Source organism: Nocardioides rotundus (genome assembly GCF_019931675.1).
GTDB classification, from domain to species: domain Bacteria; phylum Actinomycetota; class Actinomycetes; order Propionibacteriales; family Nocardioidaceae; genus Nocardioides; species Nocardioides rotundus.
In genome coordinates, this window is record NZ_CP082922.1 from 1,355,465 (window position 1) to 1,381,486 (window position 26,022).

A 26,022-nucleotide genomic window follows, 5' to 3' on the forward strand; every position below is an offset into this window, starting at 1 on the left:
CGGCGGTCAGAGTTCGCCGCGGAAGGCGCGAGACTGGAGGGCGGTGAACAGTTCGTCGTCGGCTGCCAAGGCACGCCTCACGGAAACTGCCTGACTTCTTGTGACGTCGATACGCTGGGCGAATTCGCGCTGAAGTTCAATCGGCGGTAGTGGCAGCGGGGCGGTCCGCACCGTTGATGCACTGATCGTGTTCAGGCCCGAGGTCGTTCTTCCTGCCCGGCGGAAGTGGGTAGCTCCGCGATTGGAGTTGAGCCAACTCGAAGCGAACACCGGCAATGCTCGGGTGGCATCCAGCCGGGCTCGGATGAGGTGGTTCTGGTGGACACAGTTGTCGAGCTCACCGGTCCACGTCGCAACGCGGCCGACTTCAAGCGGGTTGGCGTGCCCCTCCACAAAGAGAAGATCGCCGGTCACCAGGGTCGTGCGTTCCACCTCGGCGGTGGTCGCCTTCAGAGTCTTCATCTCGGACAGATCCAGACGTCCGCGATAGACGTTCGCCACTCGTAGATAGGGGACCTCCACCGGCAGGTTCACACGCTTGGCCGACACCTGCAGACCGCCCTGGATCTGCGCTACATCTCCGACGGTCGCTTCCGCCGCGATCCCGCTGAACATTTCCTTGAAGATCGACAAGGTGAGGGCATCGAGGTGGGTGAGGACCTGGCGGCGCTTGGCGCGGAGGGCGTCGGCGTGGTCGAGGATCGCGGCGATGCGACGCTGCTCGGAGAGGGCCGGCACCACGATCGGCATCGCGCCGATGTCGTTCTTGTTGACCTGGAGGAAGGTAGCGCCGCGTCCCTTGGATGCAAGGTCGAGTTCGGACCGGGTGAGCCAATGCCACAGGTACTTGTCATCGAGTCCGGGTCGAGCTCGTAGGCCCGCCACGCCGCGGCCGAGGCAGTACTCGCCGTCAGCCCACACCTTCGCGCCGATCGAGGCGCGAATGCTCAGGACTATGTCACCCGGCTTTGAGAGCTTTCCGGGCTCGGTCGTGAACTTCGTCGGGGCGAGTACCCCTCCCTTGAAGTCGCCGGCGCCGGCGATGAGGGGCACGCCTTCTCCGCGCTCGTTGTACGAACTGCCGGACGGAGCTTGGCCCATCGTGATCGTGCAGACGTCTGCGAGGGTGGTGGTCACGAGAGCATCGCCTTCAGCTCGGCCAACCCCTTGGCGATCTCGTCCTCGAGCGTCTCGATGTCGGCGATGATCTCCAGCGGGGCCCGGTGCTCGACCTCGTCGTACTCGATCTCCTTATAGCGGGTGAGGGAGAGGTCGTAGCCCTGGGCGACGATGTCGGCCTTGGGAACCAGGAAGGACTGATCGGTGCGGGCACGTTCCCGCTCGGCGGAGTCGGGTTGCGCCAGGCTCAACCAACGACTGAGGACGTCCGGGAGGTCGTTGACCTCGACCGGGTTGCGCTTGTCGTCCAACGAGAACCCGTCGGCGCGGACGTCGTAGAACCAGACGTCGTCGGTGCCGCCGGAGTTGGTCTTGGTGAAGAACAGGATCGCGGTGGAGACACCTGCGTACGGGCGGAAGACACCGGAAGGTAGCTTCACGACGGCGTCGAGCTTCTGCTCGTCGACCAGGATCCGGCGCAGGTCCTTGTGCGCCTTCGAGGAGCCGAACAGCACGCCGTCGGGCACGATGACAGCCGCCCGGCCGCCGGGCTTGAGCAGCTTGAGGAAGAGCGCCAGGAAGAGCAGTTCGGTCTTCTTGGTCTTGACGATCTGCTGCAGGTCTTTAGCGGTGGACTCATAATCCAACGACCCGGCGAAGGGCGGGTTGGCCAGGATCAGCGTGTACTTGTTCGCATCGCCGGCGGAGCCTTCGGAGAGCGAGTCGCGGTAGCGGATGTCGGGCGACTCGATGCCGTGGAGGAGCATGTTCATGCTGCCGATGCGGAGCATCGTGGAGTCGAAGTCGTAGCCGTGGAACATCGAGGCGTGGAAGTGCTTGCGCTGCGCCGAGTCGAGGAGCGCGTCGGCGTGGGTGGCGCGGACGTACTCGCTCGCGGCGACAAGGAAGCCGGCGGTCCCGCACGCCGGGTCGCAGATCTCGTCCGACGGCTTCGGCGCGGTCATCTGAACCATCAGCTCGATGATGTGGCGCGGGGTGCGGAACTGGCCGTTGACGCCGGCGGAGGCGATCTTCGAGAGCAGGTACTCGTACAGGTCGCCGTTGGTGTCCCGGTCAGCCATCGGAATGTCGTCGAGCATGTCGACCACCTTCGACAACAGCGCCGGGGTCGGGATCGTGAACCGTGCGTCCTTCATGTGCTCGCTGTAGGTGGTGCCGTCACCCATGCGCCGCAGGAACGGGAAGACGTCGTCGGCGACGGTCTTGTGCATGACCTCGGGGGAGGCGTTCTTGAACTCGCTCCACCGCAGGTGCGCCTGACCCGGGAGGAACACGGGGTTCTCGACGTCGGTCTTGGTGATGCGGGCCTTCTTCTCCGCCCGCGTCTGGAGGTCGTCGAGGCGGCGGATGAACAGCAGGTAGGTGATCTGCTCGATGACCTCCAACGGGTTGCTGATGCCGCCGGACCAGAAGGCGTCCCAGACGCGGTCGATCTTGCCCTTCAACTCACCAGCGATCACAGTCGCAACTCTAGTAGGGGCCGGTCCGTTGGGCTGGAGAACGCAAGTCCGGTGACGGGCGATGGGACTGCTGCAGCAGTCCCACATCTATCTCCCGCGCGGTAAGGAGGGAAAAGGACACCCTTGTCAACGGCGGCTGAAAACTGACCCTCTCGCGGCAATCGAAAACTGACCCCCTCGGTTACTGGTTCTCTTCGTTGACGGCCGCGGGGACGCGGCCGAGTTCTCGGTTCTTCAGCCGGTAGGAGTCGCCCTTCAAGGCGATGACCTCGGCGTGGTGGACGAGCCGGTCGATCATGGCCGCGGCGACGGTGTCGTCGCCGAAGACCTCGCCCCAGCGGGCGAAGTTCTTGTTGGACGTGACGATCAGGCTGGCGCGTTCGTAGCGGGATGAGATGAGTTGGAAGAACAGGTTGGCGGCTTCGGGTTCGAAGGGGATGTAGCCGACCTCGTCGATGACCAGCACCGGGTAGCGCACCAGCTTGCGGAGTTCGTCTTGGAGTTTGCCGGCGTGGTGGGCCTCAGCAAGCCGGTCGACCCACTGGGACGCGGTGGCGAACAGGACGCGGTGTCCGGCCTGGCAAGCGCGGATCGCCAATCCGGTGGCCAGATGGGTCTTCCCGGTCCCGGGCGGGCCGAGCAGCACGACGTTCTCCTTGGCGGCGACGAAGTCCAAGGTGCCCAGGTGCGCGATCGTCTCCCGCTTCAGACCACGGGCGTGGTCGTAGTCGAAGTCCTCCAAGCTCTTGCGGCTGGGAAAGCGGGCGGCGCGGATCCGTCCCTCGCCGCCGTGGGACTCCCGGGCCGACACCTCGCGTTGCAGGCAGGCGGCCAGGAACTCCTCATGGGTCCATGACTCCTCCCTGGCACGCTCGGCCAGCCGCTCGACCGACTCCCGCAGGGTGGGTGCCTTCAACGCCCGGGTCAGGTACTCCAACTCGCTGGTGACGTCTCGCCCGGTCTTCGGCTTCGTCGTGGTTCTGGTGGTCGACCTGGTGGCCATCAGGACACCTCCCCGTCGACCACGCCGAGTGCTTGGTCGTAGAACCCGAGTGAGCGGATCTCGACCTCCTCGCCGGTGACCGCGTCGGCGACCGGGCGCAGCAGGTCCGCCCGACCGTGCCGCAGGTGCTTGGCAGCGACGGTGTGCTCGAACTCGGTGATGGTCTGGTGCTGGGCCCACACGCGGGCGTGGTCGGCGACGATCGCGCCCTCACATGTCACCCACACTCGTTCGAGGTCGGCGTGGATCTCGATCCGCCGCCCGACCACAGCCGGGTGAACGGAGTAGTCGTTGGAATCGAGCCGGACGTAGTGGTCGCGCGGCAGCCGCATGGTCTTGCGCCAGCCGACCTCGGGCGGCACCGGCGGCAGGGGCATCATCGCGGCACGGTCCGCGGCAACCCGGTCACCCGGGCTGCAGCCCAGGACCCGCATCCGGCGGGCGTTGGCTCTCACGAAGAACGCGGCAAGCTGGGTGTTGAAGTCTTCTGGTGAGGTGAACGTGCGACCGGGCAGGAACGATTTCTCCAGGTAGTCGTGGAGCCGCTCGAGCATGCCCTTGGCTTCGGGATCGGCTGGCTTGCAGACGTAGACCTTCGCGCCGAGCACGCCACGGAACGCCTGGCAATCGCCGGTGAGTTCGGGTTGGCGGGCGCGCCACCGACCGACTGCTCCTTCGCCGTCCCACACCAGTGTCTTCGGCACGCCCTGCAGCTGGGTCGACAGCAGCTGCCACCAGCTGGCGTAGAGATCCGCGGCATCGCGGGAAGGGATCAACAAGCCGCCCGACCACCGCGAGTAACCGGTCACCGTGGTCATCACCGGCAGCCGCTTTGCCGTCCGGATCTGGCCGTACCCGACGGGGAGCTCGATGTCGGGGAACCAGAAGTCGAACTGCGCCAGCTCACCCGGCTCATAGGTCGTGCGCGATGCCGGGTCCGGCGGCAGGTACACCGGCCGCAGGTCGCTGACCCGGGTCCGCAGGATCCGGATCGAGTGTTCCCACCCGATCCGTTCGGCCACGACCGTCGCCGGCATGGTCGGCGTCACCCGCAGCAGCTCTCGGATCTGCGGCTCGACCGCATCAACCAGCGACCCACGCCCGACCCGCTCGTAGCGCGGCGGCCCGTCATCGCGCAGCGCCTTGCGCACCGTGTTCTTCGAGATCCCCATCGACCTGGCGATCACCTTGATCGGCACTCCCTCCACGCGGTGCAACCGCCGGATCTCCGCCCAGTCCTCCACTGCCAACACTCCGCATCTCCCTGCCTCGAGCTCGAGGACAGGGTCTCGGAGGGGGTCAGTTTTCAGTTGCCGTTTGGGGGTCAGTTTTCACGTGCCGTCGACAACCCTCGGCCCGGGCAAGCAGCTTCCGCTCGCACTCGCCCCACGTCACGCCGCGCGGCTGACCGTCCTCTCGGTCCAGAGAACGGCGCCACCCGCCATCCGGAGCTGGCGAAGCAGACCATCGTGACGGGCGCAGCCGCCCAGTCGAACAGGCGGAGTCGTTCTCGCATCGGGTCCGCGCCACATGACGATGGGGGAACCTGCACCACTTGGGGAAGAGCGTCATCGTGCTCTGGAATGGATCCCCTCCGAGATGGGGCCTGGGCCAAGGTCAAGCAGGCCTACCGCATTGTCTCAGGTGAGGTCATGGACGCTGGCTTGAGTCACCAGGCCACCGAGATCCTCGCCAGCATCTGCACGAGGGGTACAAGGGCTGGACCGACAGAACCTCCGAGCGCTTGGTCCGCAGCTGGCTTGACGACCGTGACGCCGTCAGCGAATACGACCATGATCTGGTGCTCAGCTACGCCAGGCGAACGAAGCACGAGCTGAGCATCGGAAGCCTGGAGGAATTCATCGACAAGTTCGAGGCGAGCAAGGTGCCGCGAACATGAGTTCTCGTCCGAGGTTAGTCGTGAGCAGCCTTCGACGGTCGGGCGCCGACCGTCCCCACTCGCTACCCGAATCTCCTCTTCCCCTCGCCGATCCCGGATACGCTCAAGGCGGCGAAAGGAGAGCATCGAGGTGTCTAACCAGGTCGAGTTGGTCAGCGACGGCGAAGGCGTCGTCGTTGCCGGCGATCGCGGGTCCGTCGAGCGGTTCTTGGATGGAGCAGGACTGCTTGAGCAGGCTCGCGAGTTTGCATTTGGCAAGCTCAGCGGCACGCTACGGGCCGGCTCGGACCTCGCCGAGGTGGCATCGGGCATCGCAGAGCAATCGGCGATGTACCTCAAGCTCACTCCTGAGTCGGCCAAGGCACTCAAGGGCGGGGGCGGTCTCATGAAGACCAAGACCGGGGGCGTCAGTTACGCCATGCTGGGAGACCCCGGCCGCATCGGAAAGTGGCTTCAGGTGGAGGACGGTCCGGCGTCGCTGCTCACAAATCCTGCAGTGCTCTCCGGCGTAGCCGGCCTCATGAGTCAGCTCGCCCAACAGGTTGAGGCGCAGGAACTCAAGTCGCTGCTGCTCAGGATCGACGCCAAGCTCGATGACGTGCGGCGGGATCAGCGCGATGAGGTACTCGCGAAGATGGACCGTGCGGCTGCGGCCATTCAGGAAGCCATGACCATCCACGACCACGGGGGAGACCCCAAGACGCTGTGGACAAAGGTCAGCGGCGAGTCAGCCACGATCCTGGAGGTTCAGAACCGAGCCCTCCTCAAGCTGGGTGCCCTCTCGGAGAAAGGGCAGGACCTGAGCCGCCCCGGTCAGATCAAGAAGACGATGCGCGAACTCGAGCAGGAAGTGGGCCTGCAACTCTCGATTTTGACCCGCTGCTTCGAGTTGCAAGACCAATTTCGGGTCGTCGAGCTGGACTACGTGTTGGCTACGGCGCCCGAGAGCCTGGACGGACACCGCAGAGGCGTTTCCGAGGCACGGGAGACGCGGCGGGCGAGCGTGCTGGAGACCACCTCACGGCTCATGGGCGAATTGACAGCAACAGGCGGGGTTGCGAACGAGCACGTTCTCCTGCACGCCCGGGCGGCCAACTCGGTGTTCGGGTCGCTCAACAGGATCGGGGTGAGCGTCGACGAATTCCACGCACCGTTGAGCATTGCTCCGACGACCCGTGCCCCCTTGAGAGCGACCCCGTGGCGGGCCGCCCTGCGCGATTCGGCCCAACTCAAGACGGCTGGGACAGAGGTGGGTCAGAAGGCGGTCGTCGTCGTAGGCGGGGTTGCGCTGATTGCTGTGGGCAAGGGACAGTTGTCGAAGCCGGACGCCTGACGTCGAATGCCGACAGGCGATCCGACGGCATTGCTGCTTTTGCCCAACGCTCGCAACGGGGTCCGCGAGCTCGACGGGGCCCTGGCCTGTCACGGCGTCGCTAGAAACAGCGGGGGGCGTCAGACGTTCGACCGACGATGGCGGATCACCGGAGGGCGCCTAGGTCGGACTCGAGCAGACGCGGGGCGGGCAGACGTGCCTGCGGCGGCCAGCTGCAGGATTTGAACCTCGACCCTCTGGGGTGGATCGATGCCCTTGTCGACCGCTACCGAAGGTTTGCGGGACGCCAGTGTTTGCTCACCTATACCCGGTCCGGGTAAGCGCCGAGAACGCCCCGTGGGCCGGACTGGGCCGCAGGCGAACGAAAAGCGACCCCTGACGCTGGAAGACGTTGGAAAGTGTCTTCGCAGGTCAGGGGCCGTTTCAGGCACCTAGCCCGGTGGGCGTCACCCACGCGAGACTAGATGTCGTAGTACTGACTGACTGACCCATGCTGACCTGCGCAAACGTCGAGGTTGGCCGGCTGTTTGTACCGGATGTGTAACAGGCTACCGCGTGCTCTGGACGTCCCCGGGTGAGATGGAGCGCCTAGATTGATCTAGATATCAGCCGCTTTCTAGATTGGCTGCGTCGCGAGCCGGGTACTCGCGCAGATCAATGAGAGTCGTTCGTGCGCCGCGCGGTGACCCAGGTGAACTGTTGCTCAGCGCGGGCGGGGGTGCGGTGGATCAGCGTTTCGGCGTGGGTGAGGGTGAAGGCGGGTGTGAGAAGGGCGGCGAGGTCGTCGGCTGAGTGGCGGGCCGTTGGTAGGCCCGAGCAGGACGTGGGTCCGTCGGGGCCGAATGTGGCCAGGACCAGCAGGCCGTCGGGGGAGAGGGTGCGGGCGGCCAGGTCGACGTAGGCCGCTTGGTGTGCCGGTTCTGTGAGGAAGTGGAGTACGGCGCGGTCGTGCCAGGCGTCGTAGGTGCGCGCGGGCTGCCAGGCGAGGACGTCGCTGACGACGTAGGCGACCCGACCCGCGGTGGAGCCGAGACGTTTGTGCGTCACTGCGAGCGCTTCGTGGGAGATGTCGAGCACGGTGATGTCGTCGCGGCCCTCGGCGAGGAGCGCGTCGGGGAGCCTGGACGCGCCGGCTCCGATGTCGATCACCGAGCCGGGCTGTTGGCGCAGGAGCTCCACGGAGTGGGTGGGCGTCTCTTCGAACCACGAGACCGTGTCGAGGTCGCGCGACGCGAAGACAGCATCCCAGTGGTCAGCGTTGTCGTCGCTCATCGGAAGGCGCACCCGTTGCTGACGCCGAGCCGCCGGAAGATGACGGCCGCGGGGCAGAAGCCGGTGATGGACGACTGGAGGAGGTTGAGCCCGACGAAGGCGGTCAGCAGCAGCCACCACGGTGATACGAGGGCTACCAGCAGTGCGCTGAGCAGGGTCATGGTGCCGGCGAGGAGGAGCACGGCGCGGTCGAGGTTCATGCCTTGCCTCCGAAGAGGCGGCTGAAGAACCCGGTGCCGGGCTCGTGGGGGTGGCCGGTGCACCGGTCGGCGCGTGGAACGCGGGCGAGGACCTGGTCGACGTGCTGGCCGCAGCCGGCCCAGGTGGTCTTGCCGCACTTCTTGCAGCTGACTGCTCGGCACATGGTGAGAGCTCCTTTGGTTCGAGGTGGTGCAGGAAAGGACGAAGGTGGTGCGCGGTGATGTGGGTGGTGGGTGTGGTCCGGACGCCCGGGGGAGGGCGTCCGGACCACGTGCCGCGGCGTGGGGGATACGCCGCGGCGGTCTAGGGGTGGTCAGCCGTGCGAGAACGTGATGGTCGGCAGCACCTTGCGCAGCCAGGCCGGCGACCACCAGGCGGCCTTGCCGGTGAGGCGCAGCATGACGGGCAACAGCACGAGCCGCACGAGGAAGGCGTCGAGAAGCACGGCGACGCCGAGCACGATGCCCATCTCCTTGGGCGGTAGCGGGCCGGAGAGCGCGAAGGTGAAGAACACCGCGACCATGACCGCGCCGGCGGCGAAGATGACCCGTCCGGAGTGGGTCAGCGAGCCGACCATCGCGTCCTTCGGGTCGCCCGAGTGCTCGTAGTGCTCCTTGGCCGACGCGAGCAGGAACACCGTGTAGTCCATCGCGATCGCGAAGATCATGGCGAAGAAGAACACCGGAGCCCACGCGTCGAGGAAGCCCTGGCTCTCGAAGCCGAGGAAGTCGGCGCCGATGCCTTCTTGGAAAACCAGACGGGCCACGCCGAACGCGGCGGCGGTCGAGAGCAGGCTGGCCAGCGTGCCGAGCAGCGAGATCAGCGGCGCCTGGAGCGCGACGAGCAGCAACAGGAAGCCGAGCACGAGGACGACGCCGATGACCAGGGGCGTGGATTCGTCGAGCTGGGCCTTGAGGTCGAGGTTCTCCACCGCCGCTCCTCCGACGAGCGCGCTGTCGGGCAGGTCGGCGCGCAGCCGGTCGACGGTGTCGCTGAGGGCGGGGTCGGAGGGGTCGACGGTCGGGACGGCCTGGATGAGGACCAGCCCGCTGTCGTCGGCCGCCGGCATGGAGGGCATCGCTCCGGCGATGCCGGGGTCGGAGGCAAGTACCGTGCTCGCGGTCTCGGCGTCGGAGGCCGTCATCACTATTTGGAGTGTGCCGGGTGCACCTTCACCGAAGGACTCCTGGACCAGGTCGTAGCCGATCCGGGCGCTGGCGTCCTCGGGCAGGACCTTGATGGAGGGCATGGCGGTCTTGAGTCCGATGATCGGTGCGGCGAGCGCGAGGAGCACGATGAGCGCGCTCAGTCCCCAGACGAGCGGTCGCTTCCAGAGTCGCTCGCCCCAGGCGGCGAACTTCGGGGAGCGGTGCTCTCCGGTCTTGACCCACGGCAGGGACAGCTTGTTGATCTTGTGGTCGAGCTTGAACAGCACCAGTGGCAGCAGGGTCAGGGTCGCGGCCAGGACGAAGACGACCGAGAGCATGATCCCGCCGGCCATGGACCGGAAGGACGGCGAAGGCACCAGCATCACGGCCGACAGCGAGATCAGCACGGTGGCGCCGGAGAGGAGGACGGCCTTGCCGGCGGTGTCCATGGTCTCGGCGACGGCCTGACGCGCGGAGTTGCCCGAACCCATGCGGGATGCGCGATAGCGGACGACGAGGAACAGCGCGTAGTCGATGCCGAGCGCGAGGGCGAACATCATCGCGAAGTTCATCGCCCAGATGGAGACCGGGACGAGCTCGTTGATGAGGACCAGCGAGCCGGCGGAGGCGACCAGTCCGGCGAGGGTCAGGATGAGGGGGAGGCCCGCGGCGACCAGTGCGCCGAAGGCGAGCACCAGGATCGCCATGGTGACGGGCCAGGACACCATCTCGGACTTCAGCATCGCCTCGAGGTTGGCCTCGTTGAAGTCCGACCAGAGCAGCGAGGAACCGGTCGGGTTGACCTGGATGCCCTCGACCGAGAGGTCCTGGAGGTCGCCCTTCAGGTCGGTGGCGACACGGACCATCTCGTTGGTGTCGGCACCCGCTCCCGCGAGGATGATCGCGGTGCTGCCGTCCTGGCTGATGGTCGCGCCGGGCATCGGCGCGATCACGTCGGCGATGCGGGGCTCGGCCTCGAGCAGCCGGGTCACCTGGGCGAGGACCTCGGCGCCGGGGCCCTCGGTGACGGGTCCGTCGGTGGAGTGCACGACGACCTGGATGGCGGAGGAGGCGTTGCCGCCGAAGCTCTTCTGGGCGAGCTCGCGCGCGGCGACGGACTCCGAGCCGTCGGCCTGCCAGCCGGCGCCGGACAGGTTGTGCTCGACCTGGGGTGCGAAGGCGCCCAAGCCCACGATGAGGAGCAGCCAGACGGCGGTGACGAGCTTGGCGTGGCTGGTCACCCAGAGGCCGAGGCGGCCGAGGGGTCCGGGGCGGAAGCCGGGTGTGAAGTCGGGGGAGGCGCCCTTCGACGGGGCGGTGGTGGTGCTCATGGATGTTCCGTTCGGTGAGGGTGAGCGATGGGTGTGATCAGAGAAGGGCGGGGACCGCGCGGGCGGCGGTGTAGACGGCGACGCCGAGGACCAGGACGGCGAAGGCCGCCTGGAGGCGGTGGGTGCCGACACGGTCGGCGAGGCGGGCCCCTGCGACGGCTGCTGCCGCCGACGTTGCGGTGAGGACGGCGACGGACGTCCAGTCCGGCGTGGCGCCAGCACCGGCCCGGACTGCCAGCGCTGCGGCGCTGGTGATGGTGATGACCACCAGTGACGTGCCTGCGGCGTACTCCATCGGCAGCGCGAGGGCGAGCAGGAGGGCGGGGACGACGAGGAAGCCGCCGCCGACGCCCAGGAAGCCGGTCAGTGCCCCGACGACGGTGGCGGTCAGCAGCACCTTGAGGGCCCGGGGGCACTGGCAGGCGAACGTCGGGCTGAACGTGATGATCGGGTCGTCCAGGGTGGGCCGCGCGGCGTGCCGAGCGTCGTCTCCGCGACGGTGGCGTAGCTGGCGCCAGGCCAGCGTCCCGCCGACCAGCAGCATCAGGGCGGCGAAGGCGGCCAACAGGACCTCCTCGGAGACCCGATCGGACGCCTCCGCTCCCGCCACCGCCCCGCCGATCGCGACCAGGCCGAAGACCAGGCCGCGGCCGAGCAGCACGTTGCCCGCGCGGTGTGCGGCGATCGCCCCGATCAGGGAGGTGACGCCGACGACCACCAGCGACCCGGTCGTCGCCTGGGAGGCGGACTGGTCGAGCAGGTACACCAGCACCGGCACGGCCAGGATCGAGCCGCCGCCACCGAGTGCCCCCAGGGACAGGCCGATGAGCGCGCCGGCGGCGACGGCGAGGAGCAGTGTCATCTCAGGCGTCGGGCCCGTCGGCACCGTCGGTCGTGTCGGTGCTGTCGTCTTCGGGGCTCACCAGGTGCAGACCGACCTTCTCGGCGTTCTCGAAGGAGTCGTCGACTGCGACGGGGGTCCGGCCGGCGGCGGCGACGAACGAGGCAGCGACCGAGGCGCGGTAGCCGCTGGCGCAGTGCACCCACACCTCACCGGCGGGCACCTCGCCGACGCGACGGGGCAGTTCGTGGATCGGGATGTTGACCGCCCCGGCAATCGCTGCACCCTCGTACTCGTCGGCGCGGCGCACGTCGAGTACGACGACGTCGCGGTGGTGACGCACCTGCGCCAAATCGGCGAAGGTGGCGGTGGGGAAGCTACCGAGGTCGCCGTCGCTCCAGTTTTGTGGTCCTCCGGTGGCCTGGGCTGCGGGCCGGTCGATGCCGATCCGGACCAGCTCGCGCTGGGCGGTGGCTACGTCCTCGGCGGTCTCGCCGAGCAGGGTCACGGCGGTGCCCCATTCGATCAGCCAGCCCAGGTAGGTCGAGAAGGCACCGTCGAGGCCGAAGTTGAAGGTGCCGGGGGCGTGCCCGGCGGCGAAGGCCTTGCGGTTGCGCAGGTCCACCACCCACTCTCCGGCCTCGATCCGGCGCCGCAGCTCGGTCGCGTCGGCTTCCTGGACAGGGGAGAGGTCGGGCGCGGATGGGCCAGCGGCGTTGGCCGGTGACATGTGGACGTAGTACGCCGGCCAGGCACCGAGGCCGTCGAGGAGCTCGCGGACGTAGGTCTCCTCGTCCTGGGTCAGGACCGGGTTCGAGCGCTTCTCCTTCCCGATGGTCGAGGCGGTGGCGTCGGACTGGGTGGCCGAGCAGAAGGACCCGAACCCATGGGTCGGGTAGACCTCGGCCTCGTCGGGAAGCTCGGCTGCGAGCTTGTGCGCGGAGGCGTGCTGGTGGCGTACCAGCGCGTCGGTGTGCTCCTCGCCGAGCAGGTCGGGTCGGCCGGTGGCGCCGTAGAGCAGCGAGCCGCCGGTGAACACGGCGTACGGCTCCTCGCCGTCGGGGCCGTCGACCGAGAGCGCGTAGGAGAGGTGGGTGAAGGTGTGGCCGGGGGTGGCGATCGCGCGGACGCGCATGCGGTCGCCGACCTCGACGACCTCGCCGTCGGCGATCGGGGTGCGGTCGAAGGACACGTCGTCCTCGCCGTTGACCAGGTAGGCCGCTCCGGTTGTCTGCGCGAGCGCCAGGCCACCGGTGACGTAGTCGTTGTGGATGTGGGTCTCAAAGACGTGGGTCAATCGGACCCCGTCGGCCTCGAGCACCTCCAGCACCCGGTCGATGTCGCGCTGCGGGTCGATCACGAGGGCGACTTCACCGTCGTGGACCACGTAGGTGCGGTCGCCGAGGGACGGCGTCTCCAGGGTCCGGACGGTCAGCCCGTCGGCTGGCCGCTGCTGCGCCTCCTCGGTCGCCGAGGCCGGCGCGGGTGTCTCGGTGGTGGTGTCGTCAGTCATATGTTCGCCTCACTTCTCGATCGGTCGCCCGGAGCGGATCCAGGCTCTGGTGCCACCGGCGACATTCATCGCGTCGAAGCCGTTGGCGGTCAGGACGTCGGCCATCGCGCTGCTGCGATTGCCCGAGGCGCACACCACGTGCACCGGTCGGTTCGGGTCAATCTCGCCCAGGCGGGCGGTCAGCTGGCCCATCGGGATGTTGGTCGCACCGGGCACGTGGCCCTCGCGGAACTCCGCAGGCTCGCGGACGTCGATGACAGGCGCGCCCTGATCGAGCGCTGCAGCGAGCTGGTCGACGGTGGTCTCACACATGGAGGGACTCCTTCACTGGCTGATCGAACCTGGTTACAACACAACCCCCGGGGGGGTTCGAGACACAAGTTAGCATAACCCCCGGGGGGGTTGTACAGTTGGCGGACGAGGCCCCCGGAAGGGCCACCAAGGACCAACGAAAGGCAGGACGATGGCCGACTACACGCTCGCGATCACCACGGAGCGCACCTACGAGGAGACGGTGGCTGCCGTGCGCGAGCAGCTCGCCGAGGCAGGCTTCGGCGTGCTCACCGAGATCGACCTGAAGTCGACCCTCAAGACCAAGCTCGACGTCGACGTCGCCCCCCAGGTCATCCTCGGCGCCTGCCGCCCGCAGCTCGCCCACCAGGCACTGCAGGTTGAGCCGTCCATCGCGGCGCTGCTGCCGTGCAACGTCGTCGTCCGCTCGGTGGGAGAGAAGGCCACGGTTGTCGAGGCCTTCGACCCGGCGATGATGACGTCGTTCGTCGCCGAGCCGAGCGAAGCGCTGCGTGCCGTCTCCGAGGACGCACGGGCGCGACTCCTTACGGCGCTGTCGGCCGTCGCCGCTGGCCCTATTGCTTCTACCCAGAACGGAGGGCAGGCCTGATGGACCTCGAGCCCACCGAGATCAAGGCGATCATCACCCGTATGAAGCGCGCCAACGGCCACCTCGCCCACGTGATCCGCATGATGGAGGAAGGCTCCGATTGCGAGTCTGTCCTTACCCAACTCGCCGCGGTCAACAAGGCCCTCTCCCGTGCTGGCTACGCCATCGTTGCCACCGGGCTGCAGCACTGCCTCGCCGAGTCCAACGAGGGTCTCGACGGCGTGGACGTCAAGAAGATGGAGAAGCTCTTCCTCGCCCTGGCCTGAGGCGGTCCATCCGCGGAGCTCACGACCCGGTGCCGGTGTTCTTCTTCGTCATGATCTTCGCGATCGCGATGGACTACACCGTCTTCCTGCTCGCCCCCGGCAAGGAGCACTACGAGCGGTACGGGAACCCGACGGATGCCATCGTCGGTTCCCTGGCCCATCCCGAGCGCGTGATCTTCGCCGCCGGTGCCGTCATGGTCGCGGTGATCTTCACCTTCGCACCGGCTGAACCCACACCTCGTCGCACCACCGACCCTCGAGAACAGGAGCACACCATGCGCCTTGCCACGACATGCCGCACCTGCGGCAGGTCCACCTGGACAGGCTGCGGCCAACACGCCAACCAGGTGCGGACCTCCTCCCCAGACCAGTGGTGGCCCCGCCACCCACAACCGGACCGGAAGGCCAGCTGGCTCACTCGCGTCCTCAATGGGTGAGCGGAGATGACCAAACGTCTTATGGAGCACGCCGATCCGGACGGAGTGACACTTTGGCGCCCCGGCCGACGCGCCCCGCACCTACCGTCTATCGGGGCGGCCATCCCGTCGCGCCGGCTCGCGGCTCGGCGCACAGAGTTCGGTCGTCACTGGCGCCGTCGGATGCAGGCAAAGACGCGCCGAGACCCGAACCCGGGGCCCTTTCAACGCGCCCGCCGGCCAAGAAGCCCGTCCGTCCCACCCTCGGACGATCAGGGCCAGGACCATGCCCGAGTGGGACCGCTGCGGTCGTCGCCCGCGAATCGCAACTCGGGTTCATCGACTGCACCCGCCGGTCGGCCGGCGCCAAGCAGCAGAAGCGGCCGTCAACTATCCAGCGGGACGAACACAACACACAAGAAGGGTTCCGATGATTGAGCCACTCAACGTTTTCACCGCCGCCGCGCCGGGCGGCCTTGTCTCGGTGGGTCCCGGCTGGCGGAGCCCAACCGCCTGGGCGATAGCCGGCCTCGCGATCGCCGTGCTCGCTTTGATCGCTAGATGGGCCACCGGCCGCCGGCGCCGAAGGGTAGACGCGCATGTCCCGACCCCAGGAGTCGGGGGACTGCCACATTGGCGGGCAACGACACAACGAGGTCTGACACAGACAGAGAAGCCAGAGAAGGAGCGATCATGATGGGTTCTGGCATGGGCTGGGGATGGATGTTCGGACCACTGGTCATGGTCGGGGTGGTGTTGTTGATCGTCCTCGCCGTGCGCGCCATCGGTGGAGGCGTGTCGCCTCGCTCCTCGGCCCCGGGAACGCCGACGGATGCGCCACCTGGTCCAGGCCGAGCCCGGGAGGTGCTCGATGAGCGCTACGCCCGCGGCGAACTGACTACCGAGGAGTACCAAGAACGGCTACGCGCGCTGGGGGAAGGCCGGTAGTGCGGCCCATCACCCGCCGCCACGCCCTCCAGCTGGGCGGCCTCGGCGTCGCCAGCCTCGCGATCGGAACCACAGGCTTGGTGTGGCAGCGCGGCTCACGCCTGGTCCCAGTGACGGGTTCGGACCTGACCGAGCCGGAAGCGCTCCGCAGCCGCGGCGGCCTCCTACAGGTGCGGCTGGAGGCAGCCCAGGGCCAGATCGCTGTGGCCGGCCGCGAGGCAACGGTGTACGGCTACAACGGGAGTCTGCCGGGGCCCACACTGCGACTGCGTCCGGGGGACCGGCTGCAGGCGCGGTTGGTCAACCGGCTCGACACGGCGACCAACCTGCATGTCCACGGACTGCATGTCTCCCCGCAGGGCAACAGCGACAACGTCTTCATCAGCGTCGAGCCCGGCGAGTCCTTCGACTACAACTACCAGCTGCCCGAGGACCACCCGCCCGGGGTGTACTGGTACCACCCCCACCACCACGGCATGGTCGCCGACCAGGTCTTCCGAGGCCTCTACGGCGCAATCATCGTCGAGGACCCCGACCCCATCGCCGTCACCCGCGAACGTGTGCTCGTGATCTCCGACATCACCCTCGACAGGGACGGTCAGGTCGTGCAGCCGTCCACGATGAGCCGCATGGCGGGCAGGGAAGGCGACCTGGTCCTAGTCAACGGACACGCGACGCCGAGACTGAGCGCCCGCCCGGGTGAGCGGGAACGCTGGCGCATCATCAACGCCTGTTCCGCCCGCTACCTGCGCCTGCGGCTGGACGGTCAGGACTGCGAACTCCTCGGCATCGACTCCGGCCGATTTCCCGAGCCTCGACCGGTCGACGAGCTCGCGCTGGCCCCCGGCAACCGAGCTGACCTTCTCGTGTCAACCCGTGCCGGGTCAGCATCGTGGGAGACCGGGGCTGTCGACCGCGGTGGGATGGGCATGATGAGCTCCCTCGGCGACCTGTCCGGCGGTGTCGGGGCACTGGCGACACTCCGGGTGGAGGGCGACACCGCGCCCGCGTTGCCTGCGGTTCCGGTTCAACCGACGCCGGAGGACCTGCGCGCCGTCGAGCCCGCAAGGCGGCGACGGATCACCTTCGCCATGGGCATGGGCATGGGCATGGGCGGCGACATGAGCGGCGGCATGGGCATGGGCGGCGGTGGGGGAGAGGCTATGGGGATGAGCTTCACCGTCGACGGCAAGGAGTTCGACGCCCAACGGATCGACCAGACCGTCCAGCAGGGCACGGTCGAGGAATGGACGCTCGTCAACGACTCGCCGATGGATCACCCCATCCACCTCCACGTGTGGCCCATGCAGATCACCGCTGAGGCTGGTCAGCCCGTCCGAGGGGTGTTCCGGCAAGACGTAGTCAACGTGCCACCTCGCAGCGAGGTGACCGTGCGGGTGTCCTTCGACAACTACACCGGACGAACGGTCTACCACTGTCACATCCTCGACCACGAGGACAACGGCATGATGGCGGTCGTGGAGTCTGTGCCGTCAGCGTGAGCCGTGCCCGACGTCCTTGAGGTGCGGACGTCATTGAGGCGACACAACCCCTCAAAAGGACCGGTTGCTAGTTCGCCATCGGCCAGCACTTCTCGCGATGAGGTCGGGTTGTCGGGTCGATCCCCGAGCGACGACGAGGGATTCATCACCTTTCGGTCAACAGCTGTCGCCCCTCGGCCCGCCATGCTTCCATGCCCCCTGACAGCTCGGTGATGCGTGTGAAACCAAGTTCGCGAAGCGTAGACACGGCTTCGGTGGGTCAAGTCCCGGGTAGTGGTGTAGCGCTGCGTTCTCCTTCGTGGTGGCTCAGGCGGTCAGGGCGGGGAGGTTATCGGCTCCGATCTCGGGTTCGGTGGTGGGGATGATGTTGACCCGGCAGCGGGCGAGGACCTCGAGTCCGAGGTAGCGGCGGCCTTCGGCCCATTCGTCGGTCTGCTCGGCCAGCACGGCTCCGACGAGTCGGATGATGGCGTCGCGGGTGGGGAAGATGCCCACGGAGTCGGTGCGGCGGCGGATCTCGCGGTTGAGGCGTTCGGCGGGGTTGTTGGACCAGATCTGGGTCCACACGTCCTTGGGGAAGCCGGTGAAGGCCAGGATGTCCGCGCGGGCGGTGTCGAGGTGGTCGTGGACCTCGGGGAGCTTGCCGTCGACGTAGTCCAGGAGCCGGTCGAACTGGGCATGGACCGCGGGCCGGTCGGGTTGGTCGTAGACCGAGTGCAGCATCGCCTTGACCGCGGGCCACATGGTCTTGGGCGTCACCGACATCAGGTTCGCGGCGTAGTGGGTGCGGCAGCGCTGCCAGGAGGCTCCAGGCAGGTTCGCCGCGATCGCTTCGACCAGGCCGGCGTGGGCATCTGAGGTGACCAGACGGACCCCGGTCAGGCCGCGGGCGACGAGGTCGGCGAAGAACTCGTTCCAGACCGGGCCGGTCTCAGCGGTGGCCACGCGCATGCCGAGGACCTCGCGGTGTCCGTCGCCGTTGACACCGGTGGCGAGCAGCACCACCGCGTTGATCACCCGGCCGCCCTCGCGCAGCTTCATCGTCAACGCGTCGGCGGCCACGAACGTGAACGGACCGGCGTCGTTGAGGGGTCGGTGCCGGAACTGCTCGACGTGCTCGTCGAGCTCGGCCGCCATCCGGGAGACCTGGGACTTGCTCAGCGAGTCGATGCCCAGGGTCTTGACCAGCTTGTCCATCCGCCGCGTGGACACGCCGGCGAGGTAGCAGTCGGCCACGACGGTGATCAGCGCGGCCTCGGAGCGCTTGCGGCGCTCGAGCAGCCACTCGGGGAAGTAGGTGCCCTTGCGGAGCTTGGGGATCGCGACGTCGATGGTGCCGACCCGGGTGTCTAGGTCGCGGTGGCGGTAGCCGTTGCGCTGCGTCGTCCGGCCGGGTGTGGGTCGGCCGTATTCGGCGCCGACCACCGCATCGGCATCGGCGCACAGCAGGGCGTTGATCATCGTCTGCAGCAGATCGCGCATCAGATCGGGCGAGGCTTCGGCGAGTGCTTCGCCAAGCAGGCCGGCAGGGTCGACAATGTGGGGAGCGGTCATCGTGATGGTCCTCGAGGATTCGGTAGAAGGTTGACTCGAAGGATCACGCGGTGGCCGCGCCCGCGCCGACGTACACGCCGGCGACGATCTCGGCGACCGCGCTACACCACTATCGGGGACTCAACTCTTCGGTGCTCATCCGCCCGGTGCGGCAGTAAACAGCCACCATCATGGAACGGTCGGGCAACTCCCCAGCGCGTCGCTCAAGCTGATCGTAGGGAATCGTCGCATCGGTCCCGGGAATGCTCCCTTCATCAGGCGTATGCACGTTGAGCACGAAAGTCGATGTTCTCTCCGCCAGCAACGCAAAATCCGTAGGCCCAACGCTCCGGTAATCCACCTCCCGCGAGGTCGACGAGGTAGACGCGTCCCCACCCCCGCATCCAGCCACAACCATGGCCGTAAACACGCCACCCAGCGCGGCACGGCGGGTCATCATCTCCGATGAGCGCTTGCGTGGTTGCAGACTGGAAGCCACGTCGCGATCACACTCGGCGAGTTCGAGCTCTACGCGAGAAGTGACTACAGGTCGTAATACTGACTGACTGACCCATGCTGACCTGCGCAAACTCCGATTCGTTCAGGCGATTTGTATCCCGTTTGTAACAGCCGAGCGATTGTCGGCCCTTCAGAGGCAACTACGAAGACGTCCTCGTCCTCAAACTACCGCCTCGGTGCCGTTGGGCGCGTTGGGGACGTCGCGGGTGCCTCGGCGAGGCGGGGCCGAGCCGCGATGACGTTAACGGGCTCTTCACAGTTGAGGGTGTAGCGGACGACGCGGCCGGGGTCGGCGCGTCGGTGCCGGGATAGAGGTCGAGGTCTTTCGAAGATGGCGGTTCCTACGCCAGCCACCCGAAAGACCTCGACGTTGTGGTTCCCCCCGAATCGTGGAGGGCTTCCTTATGCGGCTTCCCGGTCGGGGGCCGCGGTGTTCTCGTAGCTGACCGGGCTCATCATGCCTGCCGAGCTGTGCCGGCGTTCGTGGTTGTAGAACCCGTAGCACCAGTCCAGCACGACAGCCTGGGCCTGGCGGGTGTGCTCGAACTCGTGGCGTGAGAGAACCTCCCACTCCAGGCTGCTGAAGAACGCCTCAGCGGCGGCGTTGTCGAAGCACGACCCGACCCGGCCCATCGACTGCCGGATGCCCATGTCGCGGCACAGCTTGGTGAACGAGGTCGCGGTGTAGGTCGAGCCCCGGTCGGTGTGGAAGATGACCCGCTTGGTCTCCTCGGTGCGCCAACCCGGCTGGTTGACCGCATCGACGCCACCGCGAGCCGCCACGGCCATCTTGATCGCCGCGCACGCCAGCTCGGCGTCGGGGTGCAGGCTGGTCGCGGCGCCGAGCAGACGACGCGAGTACAGGTCGATCACGGTGGCCAGGTACAGCTTCCCGCTGGCCGTGGGGATCTCAGTCATGTCGCCAACCCAGCGGGCGTTAGGCCGCTGCGCGGTGAAGTCACGGCGCAGCAGGTCGGCGAACTTCGGTGCGGTCTTGTCCTGGCGTGTCAGACCGTTCCTCCGCTTGATCCGCCGGGCGACCAGCCCCTGGCGGCGCATCGAGTCCGCGACGGTCTTCTCGCTGACCTCCCACCCATCATCGAGCAGGTCAGCGTGCAACCGCGGGGAGCCGTGCAGGCCCCGCTTCTTGGTGAACATCACCTTCACGGCCCGGTCGATGGTGTAGCGGCGACGGTCCATAGCGGTGAACAGGCCGCTCGAGGCGCCCGGGCCGAGCGACCGGTCGCGCCACTTGTAGAACCACGCCAGGGACACCCCCAGCAGCAGGCAGGTCATCGTGTGCGGCACCCGGTAGATCGTCCTCTGGTCGGCGATGAAGCGTGCCACGCTCACTTCGTCGCCTCCTTCACCCACAGGACCACGGATCGCTTGAGGACATCACGCTCCATCCGGAGCTCGGCGTTCTCAGCACGCAGCCGCTTGAGCTCCTCGTGGTCGTCCTTCGACATTCCGTCGCGGCCCTCGCGTGCTTCCCGGGCCTGCTTGACCCAGTTGCCCAACGTGCCCTCGACCACGCCGAGGTTGCGCGCGACCTGAGCGATCGGCTTCCCGGTCTCTTCGACGATCCGGACAGCTCCCTCACGGAACTCCCGGTCGTACTTCTTCCGCTTCTGTGGCATCTCGATCCTCATTGTCGATGCCTCTACGGTCCGGGGGGAACCTCAGGTCGGTGATCAGCTTCTCCATGAGCTCGCGGCCACGTTGCCGGTCCTCGTGGCGATAGGCGGCGATCATGCGCTGGTAGACACCCCAGGTCGCCTCGACCTCGACGTGAGCGTCATCAACGAACAGCGCGCGTAGCCTGTCGCTCTGCTTGTCGGTGAGCAGGTCCGCGCCGGTGTGCAGCGTGCGCCGCGACTTGTAGAGCGGGTCGTCTCTGAACCCACGGTGCCCGTGGATCGCGAGTTGGACCCGGCGCCGGCACCTGTCGAGGGCGTCACCGGCCAGGCGCACGACGTGGAAGGGATCCATCACCGTGACCGCGTCCGGGATCTCCTCTGCAGCGGCGGTCTTGAACCCGGTGAAGCCGTCCATCGCGACCACCTCGACCGCGTCACGGAAGGCGTCGTCGCGGTCGGCGAGCCAGGTCTTGAACGCCGCCTTCGACCGGCCCTCGACCATGTCCAGCAGCCTTGCTGGGCCGGCGCCATCGCGGACCGGGGTGAGGTCGATGATCACGGTGACGTACTTGTCGCCACGCCTGGTGTGGCGCCAGACGTGCTCACGACGCCAATGACCTTCACGCCCTCAAACCGCGTGGGGTCGTTGATCAGCAGCCGCTTGCCTTCAGCCAGGACCGCGTTGTTGGCGGTGTCCCACGCGACCCCGAGTCCCTCGGCGACACGGGCGACGGTGAGGTGTGCGACCACGATCCCTTCCAGCGCCCACCGCAGCCCGGTGCGCGAGAGCTTCGCGCGTGGCTCCGCCGCGGCGCTGGTGTCTTGACGCCACACGTGTCCGCAGTCGGCACAGCGGTAGCGGCGCACTACAACTTCCAGCACGGTCGGTCGCCAGCCCAGCGGCTCGTGGGCCAACCGCCGGATCACGGTGTCACGAGCAGCGCCTTCGCTGCCGCACCGTCGGCACCACTGATCTGGTTCCACCACGCGGCACGCGAGGACCGCACAATCCGGTTCAAGTCGCTGTCCGGTCACGCTCAGACCGAGGCCGTCGAGTCGAGCGAAGGCGGTCAGGTCAGGGCGGCCGAAGCCGGCCGGCGGGGTAGCGTCGGACACGTCGAGGTCTTTCGGATGGATGGCGTAGGAACCTCCGTCGTCGGGAGACCTCGACGTCTATCTGCGGACTGACGCGCCCGGCCGACCTACACCCTCATCTGAGAAGCCCCCTGAAACGTCTTCGACGACGACGGGACCGGCGAGGAGGAGCGCGCGGTGAGCTAAAGGAATGGAGCTTGCTCGGCTTCGACGCCGCCGCAAGCTCCGGTGAAACGGTCGGTACTGGTCGGTCGTCGTCGGTCACCACCGGATGGCGGCGTCCCCCACGCTCGGCGTTTGCGCAGGTCAGCGGCTCGTTCGCCCAGTGGGCGCATCAAGCGATAGACGCAAAGCCGACGTGATTAGGTCGTCGGTTCGATTCCGACAGGCAGCTCCGGCGAACAGCCCCTGACCTGCGCAAACGCAGGGCAGGGGCGGTTCGGTTCTGGTGGTCGCGCGATGCGCTGGCCTCACGGCTCTGCCCGACACCGACGTCGCTCTCCTCTGCGACGGACCCCTCGCCGGCTGAGCGCTCGCGGCCGGCATCCTGTCCGTGTGCCGATAGGCCTCGCACCGCTCGGCAACGCAGCGTGGCGTTGCGTCGCGACCTGGCGACGGCTCGGCGGGGCGCGATCGTCTCGTGCGTTGGCGGACTACGGGAGCTTGGACGCGAGGACGTCGGCCGCCAGGATCTCGGGTGCTGCGCCGAGGAGGTGCTGGTTGGCCATCAGGGCTGCGACGATGGCGCCGTTGGCGTGGGCGTCGCGAGCGGCCTCGTCGGGGAATGCATCGAAGATCCAGAAGGTGTCGGCGTGGGTCCTAGCCGCGAACCAGACAATCGTTCCTACCTCTTCGTTGGCGAGCGCGACAGCGCCGGCGAGCAGATCGGCGAGCGCGTCGTGCTGTCCATCGGCCGCGACGATCTTGGCGACGAAGGCATACGGAAGTGATGCGGGTGTGGACATGAGGGGTTCTCCTAGGTGTCGAGGTTTCTTGGTGAAGCGAGTTCAGCGTATGACGAGCAAGGGCATGTGAGAAGTGGCGTATACGGCAGTATTGCTATTGTTCGCGCCATGCGTATCGGACTGATCGCGATCGACGGCTGCTTCGGTTCGGCTGTCGCGTCGATCATCGACATCATGCGGGTGGCCGACGGAGCCCGCAGCGATGTCGACCCGCGGATCGACCCGATCGAACTCGCCATCCTCGGACCGAAACGGAGAGTGACCACGACGGCATCGATGACCCTGTCGGTGGACCACCCGCTGTCGGAGTCCGCAGAGTTCGACGTGGTCGTCGTCCCTGCGCTTGGAACCCTCACGGCCGCCGCTACCAACGACGCCCTCCAGAGCCGAGATGCTCGTTCGGTCATCGCCTCGCTCGGGCGCCTCGACGACGCGACCACCCGGATCGCCGCGGCGTGCACCGGCGTGTTCGCTGTCGCCGAGACCGGACGGATGCATCATCGGCGGGCGACGACCAGCTGGTTCCTGGGGCCCGAGTTCCTGAAGCGCTATCCGACCGTCGCACTCGATCTCGACACCATGGTCGTGGTCGACGGAAACCTCGTCACCGCCGGCGCCGCCTTCGCCCACATCGACCTCGCGCTCTCACTCGTGCGATCGATCAGCCCCGACCTGGCCCAACATGTCGCCAAGCTCCTCATCATCGACGAGCGCCCGTCGCAGGCGGCCTTCGTCGCCTACGAACATCTCCGGCACGAGGACCCGATCGTCGTCGAGTTCGAACGCTTCGTGCGCGCCCGCCTGGACGAACCGTTCAACGTCGCCTTCGTCGCGCAGTCGCTCGGCACCAGCCGGCGCACCCTCGAACGACGAGTCCGTGCGGCGCTCAACCTCACTCCGCTCGGCTTCGTCCAACGGCTTCGCATCGAACGAGCTCGGCACCTCTCAGCAACCACGGACCTCACCTCCGCCGAGATCGCGCTACGGGTCGGCTACGCGAACGCCGAGACTCTGCGCTCCCTCCTGCGCAGGGAGCGACGCCGTTCCTGACCTATCGCCATGCCTGTAGCCGGTGTCCTAGTGCTCGACTGGAACCACCTCTCAGCACGTCGCGTCGACGCTCCTGCATCGCCCCTGGACGACCCACTCGACACGCCCGCAGCACAGGCCATGTGACGTGTCCCGGCATCCCGGACGGTCGGGGTCGGGTGGCTGTGATGTCGCTGCGTTCTCGTCGAGGGGTCAGCAGACCCGATCAGGGTCGATTGAGATGAGACGCGAAGGCGGTCAGGTCAGGGCGGCCGAAGCCGGCCGGCGGGGTAGCGTCGGTCACGTCGAGGTCTTTCGGATGGATGGCGTAGGAACCTCCATCGTCGGGAGACCTCGACGTCTACCTGCAGACCGACGCGCCCGGCCGACCTACACCCTCATCTGGGAAGAGCCCGTTTAGTGCCACCGTCGCCTCGGAGAGGTCGAAGCGCGGATCATTGGTGAGCGCGGCCTTCAATTCCTCGGGGTGGTGGAGTGTGCGCGAGAGAGAACTCGGCTGAGGTCCTGAATGTCGACCTCGCGGTACCGGATCAGCAAGGCTCGGGCGTCGTCACCGATCACCTTGTGCAGCAGCTTGGTCCGCGCAGCCTGATTCGCGATCCGCCTGCTCTTCGGAGGCTTCCACTGCGCCATCATGTCGCCCCCGGGGTCGACCGCACGTGCTTCAACCGTCCGAGTCGTCGACGACGTCCTGGTCGGTGCTGCGGCGACGGCGGGCTTTCTGCGCGATCTCGTCAGAGAGCCGGCTGGTGGCCGAACGTGCTCGGACGCGGGTCTCGGTGCTGAGCCTCTTGGCGGCGTCGACGCGCTCAGCGCCGGCGTCGCGCGCCCTGTCGCGCACCGCGGAGGCTGCCTCGACCCATCGCCGTGCCTCCACTGGATGGTGGCCGGACTCGATGCCGAGCAGGCCCTGGAAGTCGACGACCGCAGTGCCGACGTGATTGCGAGAGTGCACCACGGCCCGGGCCTTCGAGGGGTGGTCGCGCGCCGTCGACTCGGCGGCCTTGGCCGCCGTGGCGAGATCGCCGACCTGCCCGGCCGCTCCGGCCAGGACCGAGTCCTTCTGTGCGCGGAGTACATCATCGAGCTTCTCGTCGATGGTGGCGAGGTAGTCGGTGATCTCGTCCATCGCCTGGCTGTCGCGCTCATTCGATCTGACGCAACTGGCAGGGACGGGAGTCGATGAGACGGGAGTAGCCGGCCGCCGGCGTCCTAGTGTGGGCGCATGACCGACGACGGGCTCTCCTCGGCTGACGACCTTCTTCCAGAGGATCCAGCTGAGATGCTCTTGGGTGCGGTCGGCTTCGACGCACTCAGCCCGACCGACTTCGAAGAGTTCTGCTTCGACCTGATGTCAGAGACGGGTTTCGTGAACGTCGACTGGCGGAAGGGAACGCCCAAGGAATCCTCGCCGGCCGATCGCGGGCGCGACATCGTGGCTCAGCTCGAACGCCGCGACGTTGACGGACACCACTATCTCGAGACGTGGTTCGTCGACTGCAAGCACTACACACGTGGAGTGCCGCCCGAAGCGTTACAAGGGACGATCGCCTGGGCCACGGCCGAGCGGCCGGACACGGTGCTGTTTGTTGCCTCGGGATTCTTCACCAACGGAGCGAAGGACTGGATCTCAAGTTTCAACCAGACGAGGCCGGCGTTCCGCGTGAGGACGTGGGAAATGCCGCAACTGCGGAGGCTGCTGGCTGACCGGATGGATCTCGCGTTCAGGCATCAGGTTGAGACGTCTGCACTGCGTCGTGTCTCCGAAATCATGGAGGTCGAACACGAGCTGTTCGATCGGCTCTGGTACGGTCGCTCGGAGGCGTCGACTGGTGACGAGCGCCCCGAGGGCTATTCGGCGGAGATCTGGGCGACAGCACAGGCGGCCGCCCGCCGAATTGAGGAACAGTACGGAGTCGAGCTGCTCCGCAAGGACACCGAGACTCAGTTCGACTGGGGCATGCTCTCCGGAAAGATCTCTGCGATCCGCTGGGTCCTTGGGGCCGAATGGGACTTCCTCGACAGCTAGTTGTGACGGCTGATCG

Annotated in this window: 25 protein-coding genes and 1 pseudogene; 9 read left to right on the plus strand and 17 right to left on the minus strand. The window is 67.3% G+C overall.

Features of this window, described 5'->3' with window-relative positions; all coding sequences use genetic code 11:
- Positions 1-6: 6 nt before the first annotated feature.
- The 4 genes from K8W59_RS06725 to istA all read right to left on the minus strand — a co-directional run bounded on the left by K8W59_RS06725 (position 7) and on the right by istA (position 4,856).
- Positions 7-1,137: a restriction endonuclease subunit S gene (locus K8W59_RS06725; protein WP_223398642.1), complete on the minus strand. Its 1,131-nt coding sequence runs from the start codon at positions 1,135-1,137 to the stop codon at positions 7-9.
- The gene (locus K8W59_RS06730; protein WP_223398644.1) at positions 1,134-2,600 is read right to left on the minus strand and encodes a type I restriction-modification system subunit M; all 1,467 of its coding nucleotides are present in this window, start codon (positions 2,598-2,600) and stop codon (positions 1,134-1,136) included. Before K8W59_RS06730 ends, K8W59_RS06725 begins: the two co-directional genes overlap by 4 nt.
- A gap of 181 nt (positions 2,601-2,781) precedes the next feature.
- Positions 2,782-3,603 (minus strand): IS21-like element helper ATPase IstB, encoded by an 822-nt coding sequence (gene istB / locus K8W59_RS06735; RefSeq protein ID WP_223398655.1) that lies wholly within the window; start codon positions 3,601-3,603, stop codon positions 2,782-2,784.
- Positions 3,603-4,856: an IS21 family transposase gene (gene istA, locus K8W59_RS06740; RefSeq protein ID WP_223398657.1), complete on the minus strand. Its 1,254-nt coding sequence runs from the start codon at positions 4,854-4,856 to the stop codon at positions 3,603-3,605. The genes istB and istA overlap by 1 nt, the downstream gene beginning before the upstream one ends.
- A gap of 491 nt (positions 4,857-5,347) precedes the next feature.
- Here istA and K8W59_RS06745 point away from each other — a divergent pair, with 491 nt between their 5' ends.
- Both K8W59_RS06745 and K8W59_RS06750 read left to right on the plus strand, forming a co-directional pair.
- Positions 5,348-5,503, plus strand: coding sequence for a hypothetical protein (locus tag K8W59_RS06745; protein WP_223398660.1), 156 nt, complete (start codon positions 5,348-5,350; stop codon positions 5,501-5,503).
- A 130-nt stretch (positions 5,504-5,633) separates the two neighbouring features.
- On the plus strand, positions 5,634-6,836 hold the full coding sequence (locus K8W59_RS06750; RefSeq protein WP_223398662.1) for an AAA family ATPase: 1,203 nt from the start codon (positions 5,634-5,636) through the stop codon (positions 6,834-6,836).
- Positions 6,837-7,490: 654 nt separating this feature from the next.
- Here the strand turns inward: K8W59_RS06750 and K8W59_RS06755 are convergent.
- The 7 genes from K8W59_RS06755 to K8W59_RS06785 all read right to left on the minus strand — a co-directional run bounded on the left by K8W59_RS06755 (position 7,491) and on the right by K8W59_RS06785 (position 13,454).
- Complete coding sequence (locus tag K8W59_RS06755) at positions 7,491-8,108, minus strand: class I SAM-dependent methyltransferase (RefSeq protein ID WP_223398664.1); 618 nt, start codon at positions 8,106-8,108, stop codon at positions 7,491-7,493.
- Positions 8,105-8,308: a YgaP family membrane protein gene (locus K8W59_RS06760; protein ID WP_030485876.1), complete on the minus strand. Its 204-nt coding sequence runs from the start codon at positions 8,306-8,308 to the stop codon at positions 8,105-8,107. Before K8W59_RS06760 ends, K8W59_RS06755 begins: the two co-directional genes overlap by 4 nt.
- Positions 8,305-8,472, minus strand: a complete 168-nt coding sequence (locus K8W59_RS06765) for a hypothetical protein (protein WP_223398666.1) — start codon at positions 8,470-8,472, stop codon at positions 8,305-8,307. The genes K8W59_RS06760 and K8W59_RS06765 overlap by 4 nt, the downstream gene beginning before the upstream one ends.
- Before the next feature lie 150 nt (positions 8,473-8,622).
- Complete coding sequence (locus tag K8W59_RS06770) at positions 8,623-10,788, minus strand: MMPL family transporter (protein ID WP_223398677.1); 2,166 nt, start codon at positions 10,786-10,788, stop codon at positions 8,623-8,625.
- A gap of 37 nt (positions 10,789-10,825) precedes the next feature.
- The gene (locus K8W59_RS06775; RefSeq protein ID WP_223398679.1) at positions 10,826-11,650 is read right to left on the minus strand and encodes a sulfite exporter TauE/SafE family protein; all 825 of its coding nucleotides are present in this window, start codon (positions 11,648-11,650) and stop codon (positions 10,826-10,828) included.
- A 1-nt stretch (position 11,651) separates the two neighbouring features.
- Positions 11,652-13,142, minus strand: a complete 1,491-nt coding sequence (locus tag K8W59_RS06780) for an MBL fold metallo-hydrolase (RefSeq protein WP_223398681.1) — start codon at positions 13,140-13,142, stop codon at positions 11,652-11,654.
- Positions 13,143-13,151: 9 nt separating this feature from the next.
- Positions 13,152-13,454, minus strand: coding sequence for a rhodanese-like domain-containing protein (locus K8W59_RS06785; RefSeq protein WP_223398683.1), 303 nt, complete (start codon positions 13,452-13,454; stop codon positions 13,152-13,154).
- A 151-nt stretch (positions 13,455-13,605) separates the two neighbouring features.
- Between K8W59_RS06785 and K8W59_RS06790 the strand changes: the two genes are divergently transcribed.
- From K8W59_RS06790 to K8W59_RS06810, 5 genes are all read left to right on the plus strand, one after another.
- Positions 13,606-14,043 (plus strand): DUF302 domain-containing protein, encoded by a 438-nt coding sequence (locus K8W59_RS06790; protein ID WP_223398685.1) that lies wholly within the window; start codon positions 13,606-13,608, stop codon positions 14,041-14,043.
- Entirely contained in the window at positions 14,043-14,309 is a 267-nt protein-coding gene (locus K8W59_RS06795; RefSeq protein ID WP_263283294.1) for a metal-sensitive transcriptional regulator, read from the plus strand. Before K8W59_RS06790 ends, K8W59_RS06795 begins: the two co-directional genes overlap by 1 nt.
- A 29-nt stretch (positions 14,310-14,338) precedes the next feature.
- Entirely contained in the window at positions 14,339-14,746 is a 408-nt protein-coding gene (locus tag K8W59_RS06800; RefSeq protein ID WP_223398694.1) for an MMPL family transporter, read from the plus strand.
- A 720-nt stretch (positions 14,747-15,466) separates the two neighbouring features.
- Positions 15,467-15,673 (plus strand): SHOCT domain-containing protein, encoded by a 207-nt coding sequence (locus K8W59_RS20350; RefSeq protein ID WP_223399752.1) that lies wholly within the window; start codon positions 15,467-15,469, stop codon positions 15,671-15,673.
- A gap of 110 nt (positions 15,674-15,783) precedes the next feature.
- Positions 15,784-17,175: a multicopper oxidase family protein gene (locus K8W59_RS06810; protein ID WP_223398697.1), complete on the plus strand. Its 1,392-nt coding sequence runs from the start codon at positions 15,784-15,786 to the stop codon at positions 17,173-17,175.
- A gap of 306 nt (positions 17,176-17,481) precedes the next feature.
- Here K8W59_RS06810 and K8W59_RS06815 read toward each other — a convergent pair whose 3' ends face one another.
- The 5 genes and pseudogenes from K8W59_RS06815 to K8W59_RS06835 form a co-directional block, all read right to left on the minus strand.
- Positions 17,482-18,729, minus strand: a complete 1,248-nt coding sequence (locus K8W59_RS06815) for an IS256 family transposase (protein ID WP_223398700.1) — start codon at positions 18,727-18,729, stop codon at positions 17,482-17,484.
- Between the two features lie 900 nt (positions 18,730-19,629).
- A complete protein-coding gene (locus tag K8W59_RS06820; RefSeq protein ID WP_223396340.1) occupies positions 19,630-20,580 on the minus strand; it encodes an IS3 family transposase in 951 nt (316 codons plus the stop codon).
- On the minus strand, positions 20,577-20,867 hold the full coding sequence (locus K8W59_RS06825; protein WP_223396547.1) for a transposase: 291 nt from the start codon (positions 20,865-20,867) through the stop codon (positions 20,577-20,579). The genes K8W59_RS06820 and K8W59_RS06825 overlap by 4 nt, the downstream gene beginning before the upstream one ends.
- 43 nt (positions 20,868-20,910) lie before the next feature.
- A pseudogene (locus tag K8W59_RS06830) lies at positions 20,911-21,983 on the minus strand (ISL3-like element ISPfr2 family transposase); the annotation flags it as partial.
- A gap of 632 nt (positions 21,984-22,615) precedes the next feature.
- Positions 22,616-22,927, minus strand: a complete 312-nt coding sequence (locus tag K8W59_RS06835; RefSeq protein WP_006247389.1) for a putative quinol monooxygenase — start codon at positions 22,925-22,927, stop codon at positions 22,616-22,618.
- A gap of 108 nt (positions 22,928-23,035) precedes the next feature.
- Between K8W59_RS06835 and K8W59_RS06840 the strand changes: the two genes are divergently transcribed.
- Positions 23,036-23,977, plus strand: a complete 942-nt coding sequence (locus K8W59_RS06840; protein WP_223398703.1) for a GlxA family transcriptional regulator — start codon at positions 23,036-23,038, stop codon at positions 23,975-23,977.
- Between the two features lie 664 nt (positions 23,978-24,641).
- On the opposite strand, the gene K8W59_RS06845 is transcribed toward K8W59_RS06840, so the two are convergent.
- Positions 24,642-25,106: a hypothetical protein gene (locus tag K8W59_RS06845; RefSeq protein ID WP_223398707.1), complete on the minus strand. Its 465-nt coding sequence runs from the start codon at positions 25,104-25,106 to the stop codon at positions 24,642-24,644.
- 96 nt (positions 25,107-25,202) lie between these two features.
- Between K8W59_RS06845 and K8W59_RS06850 the strand changes: the two genes are divergently transcribed.
- Complete coding sequence (locus K8W59_RS06850) at positions 25,203-26,006, plus strand: restriction endonuclease (protein ID WP_223398710.1); 804 nt, start codon at positions 25,203-25,205, stop codon at positions 26,004-26,006.
- Positions 26,007-26,022 lie beyond the last annotated feature (16 nt).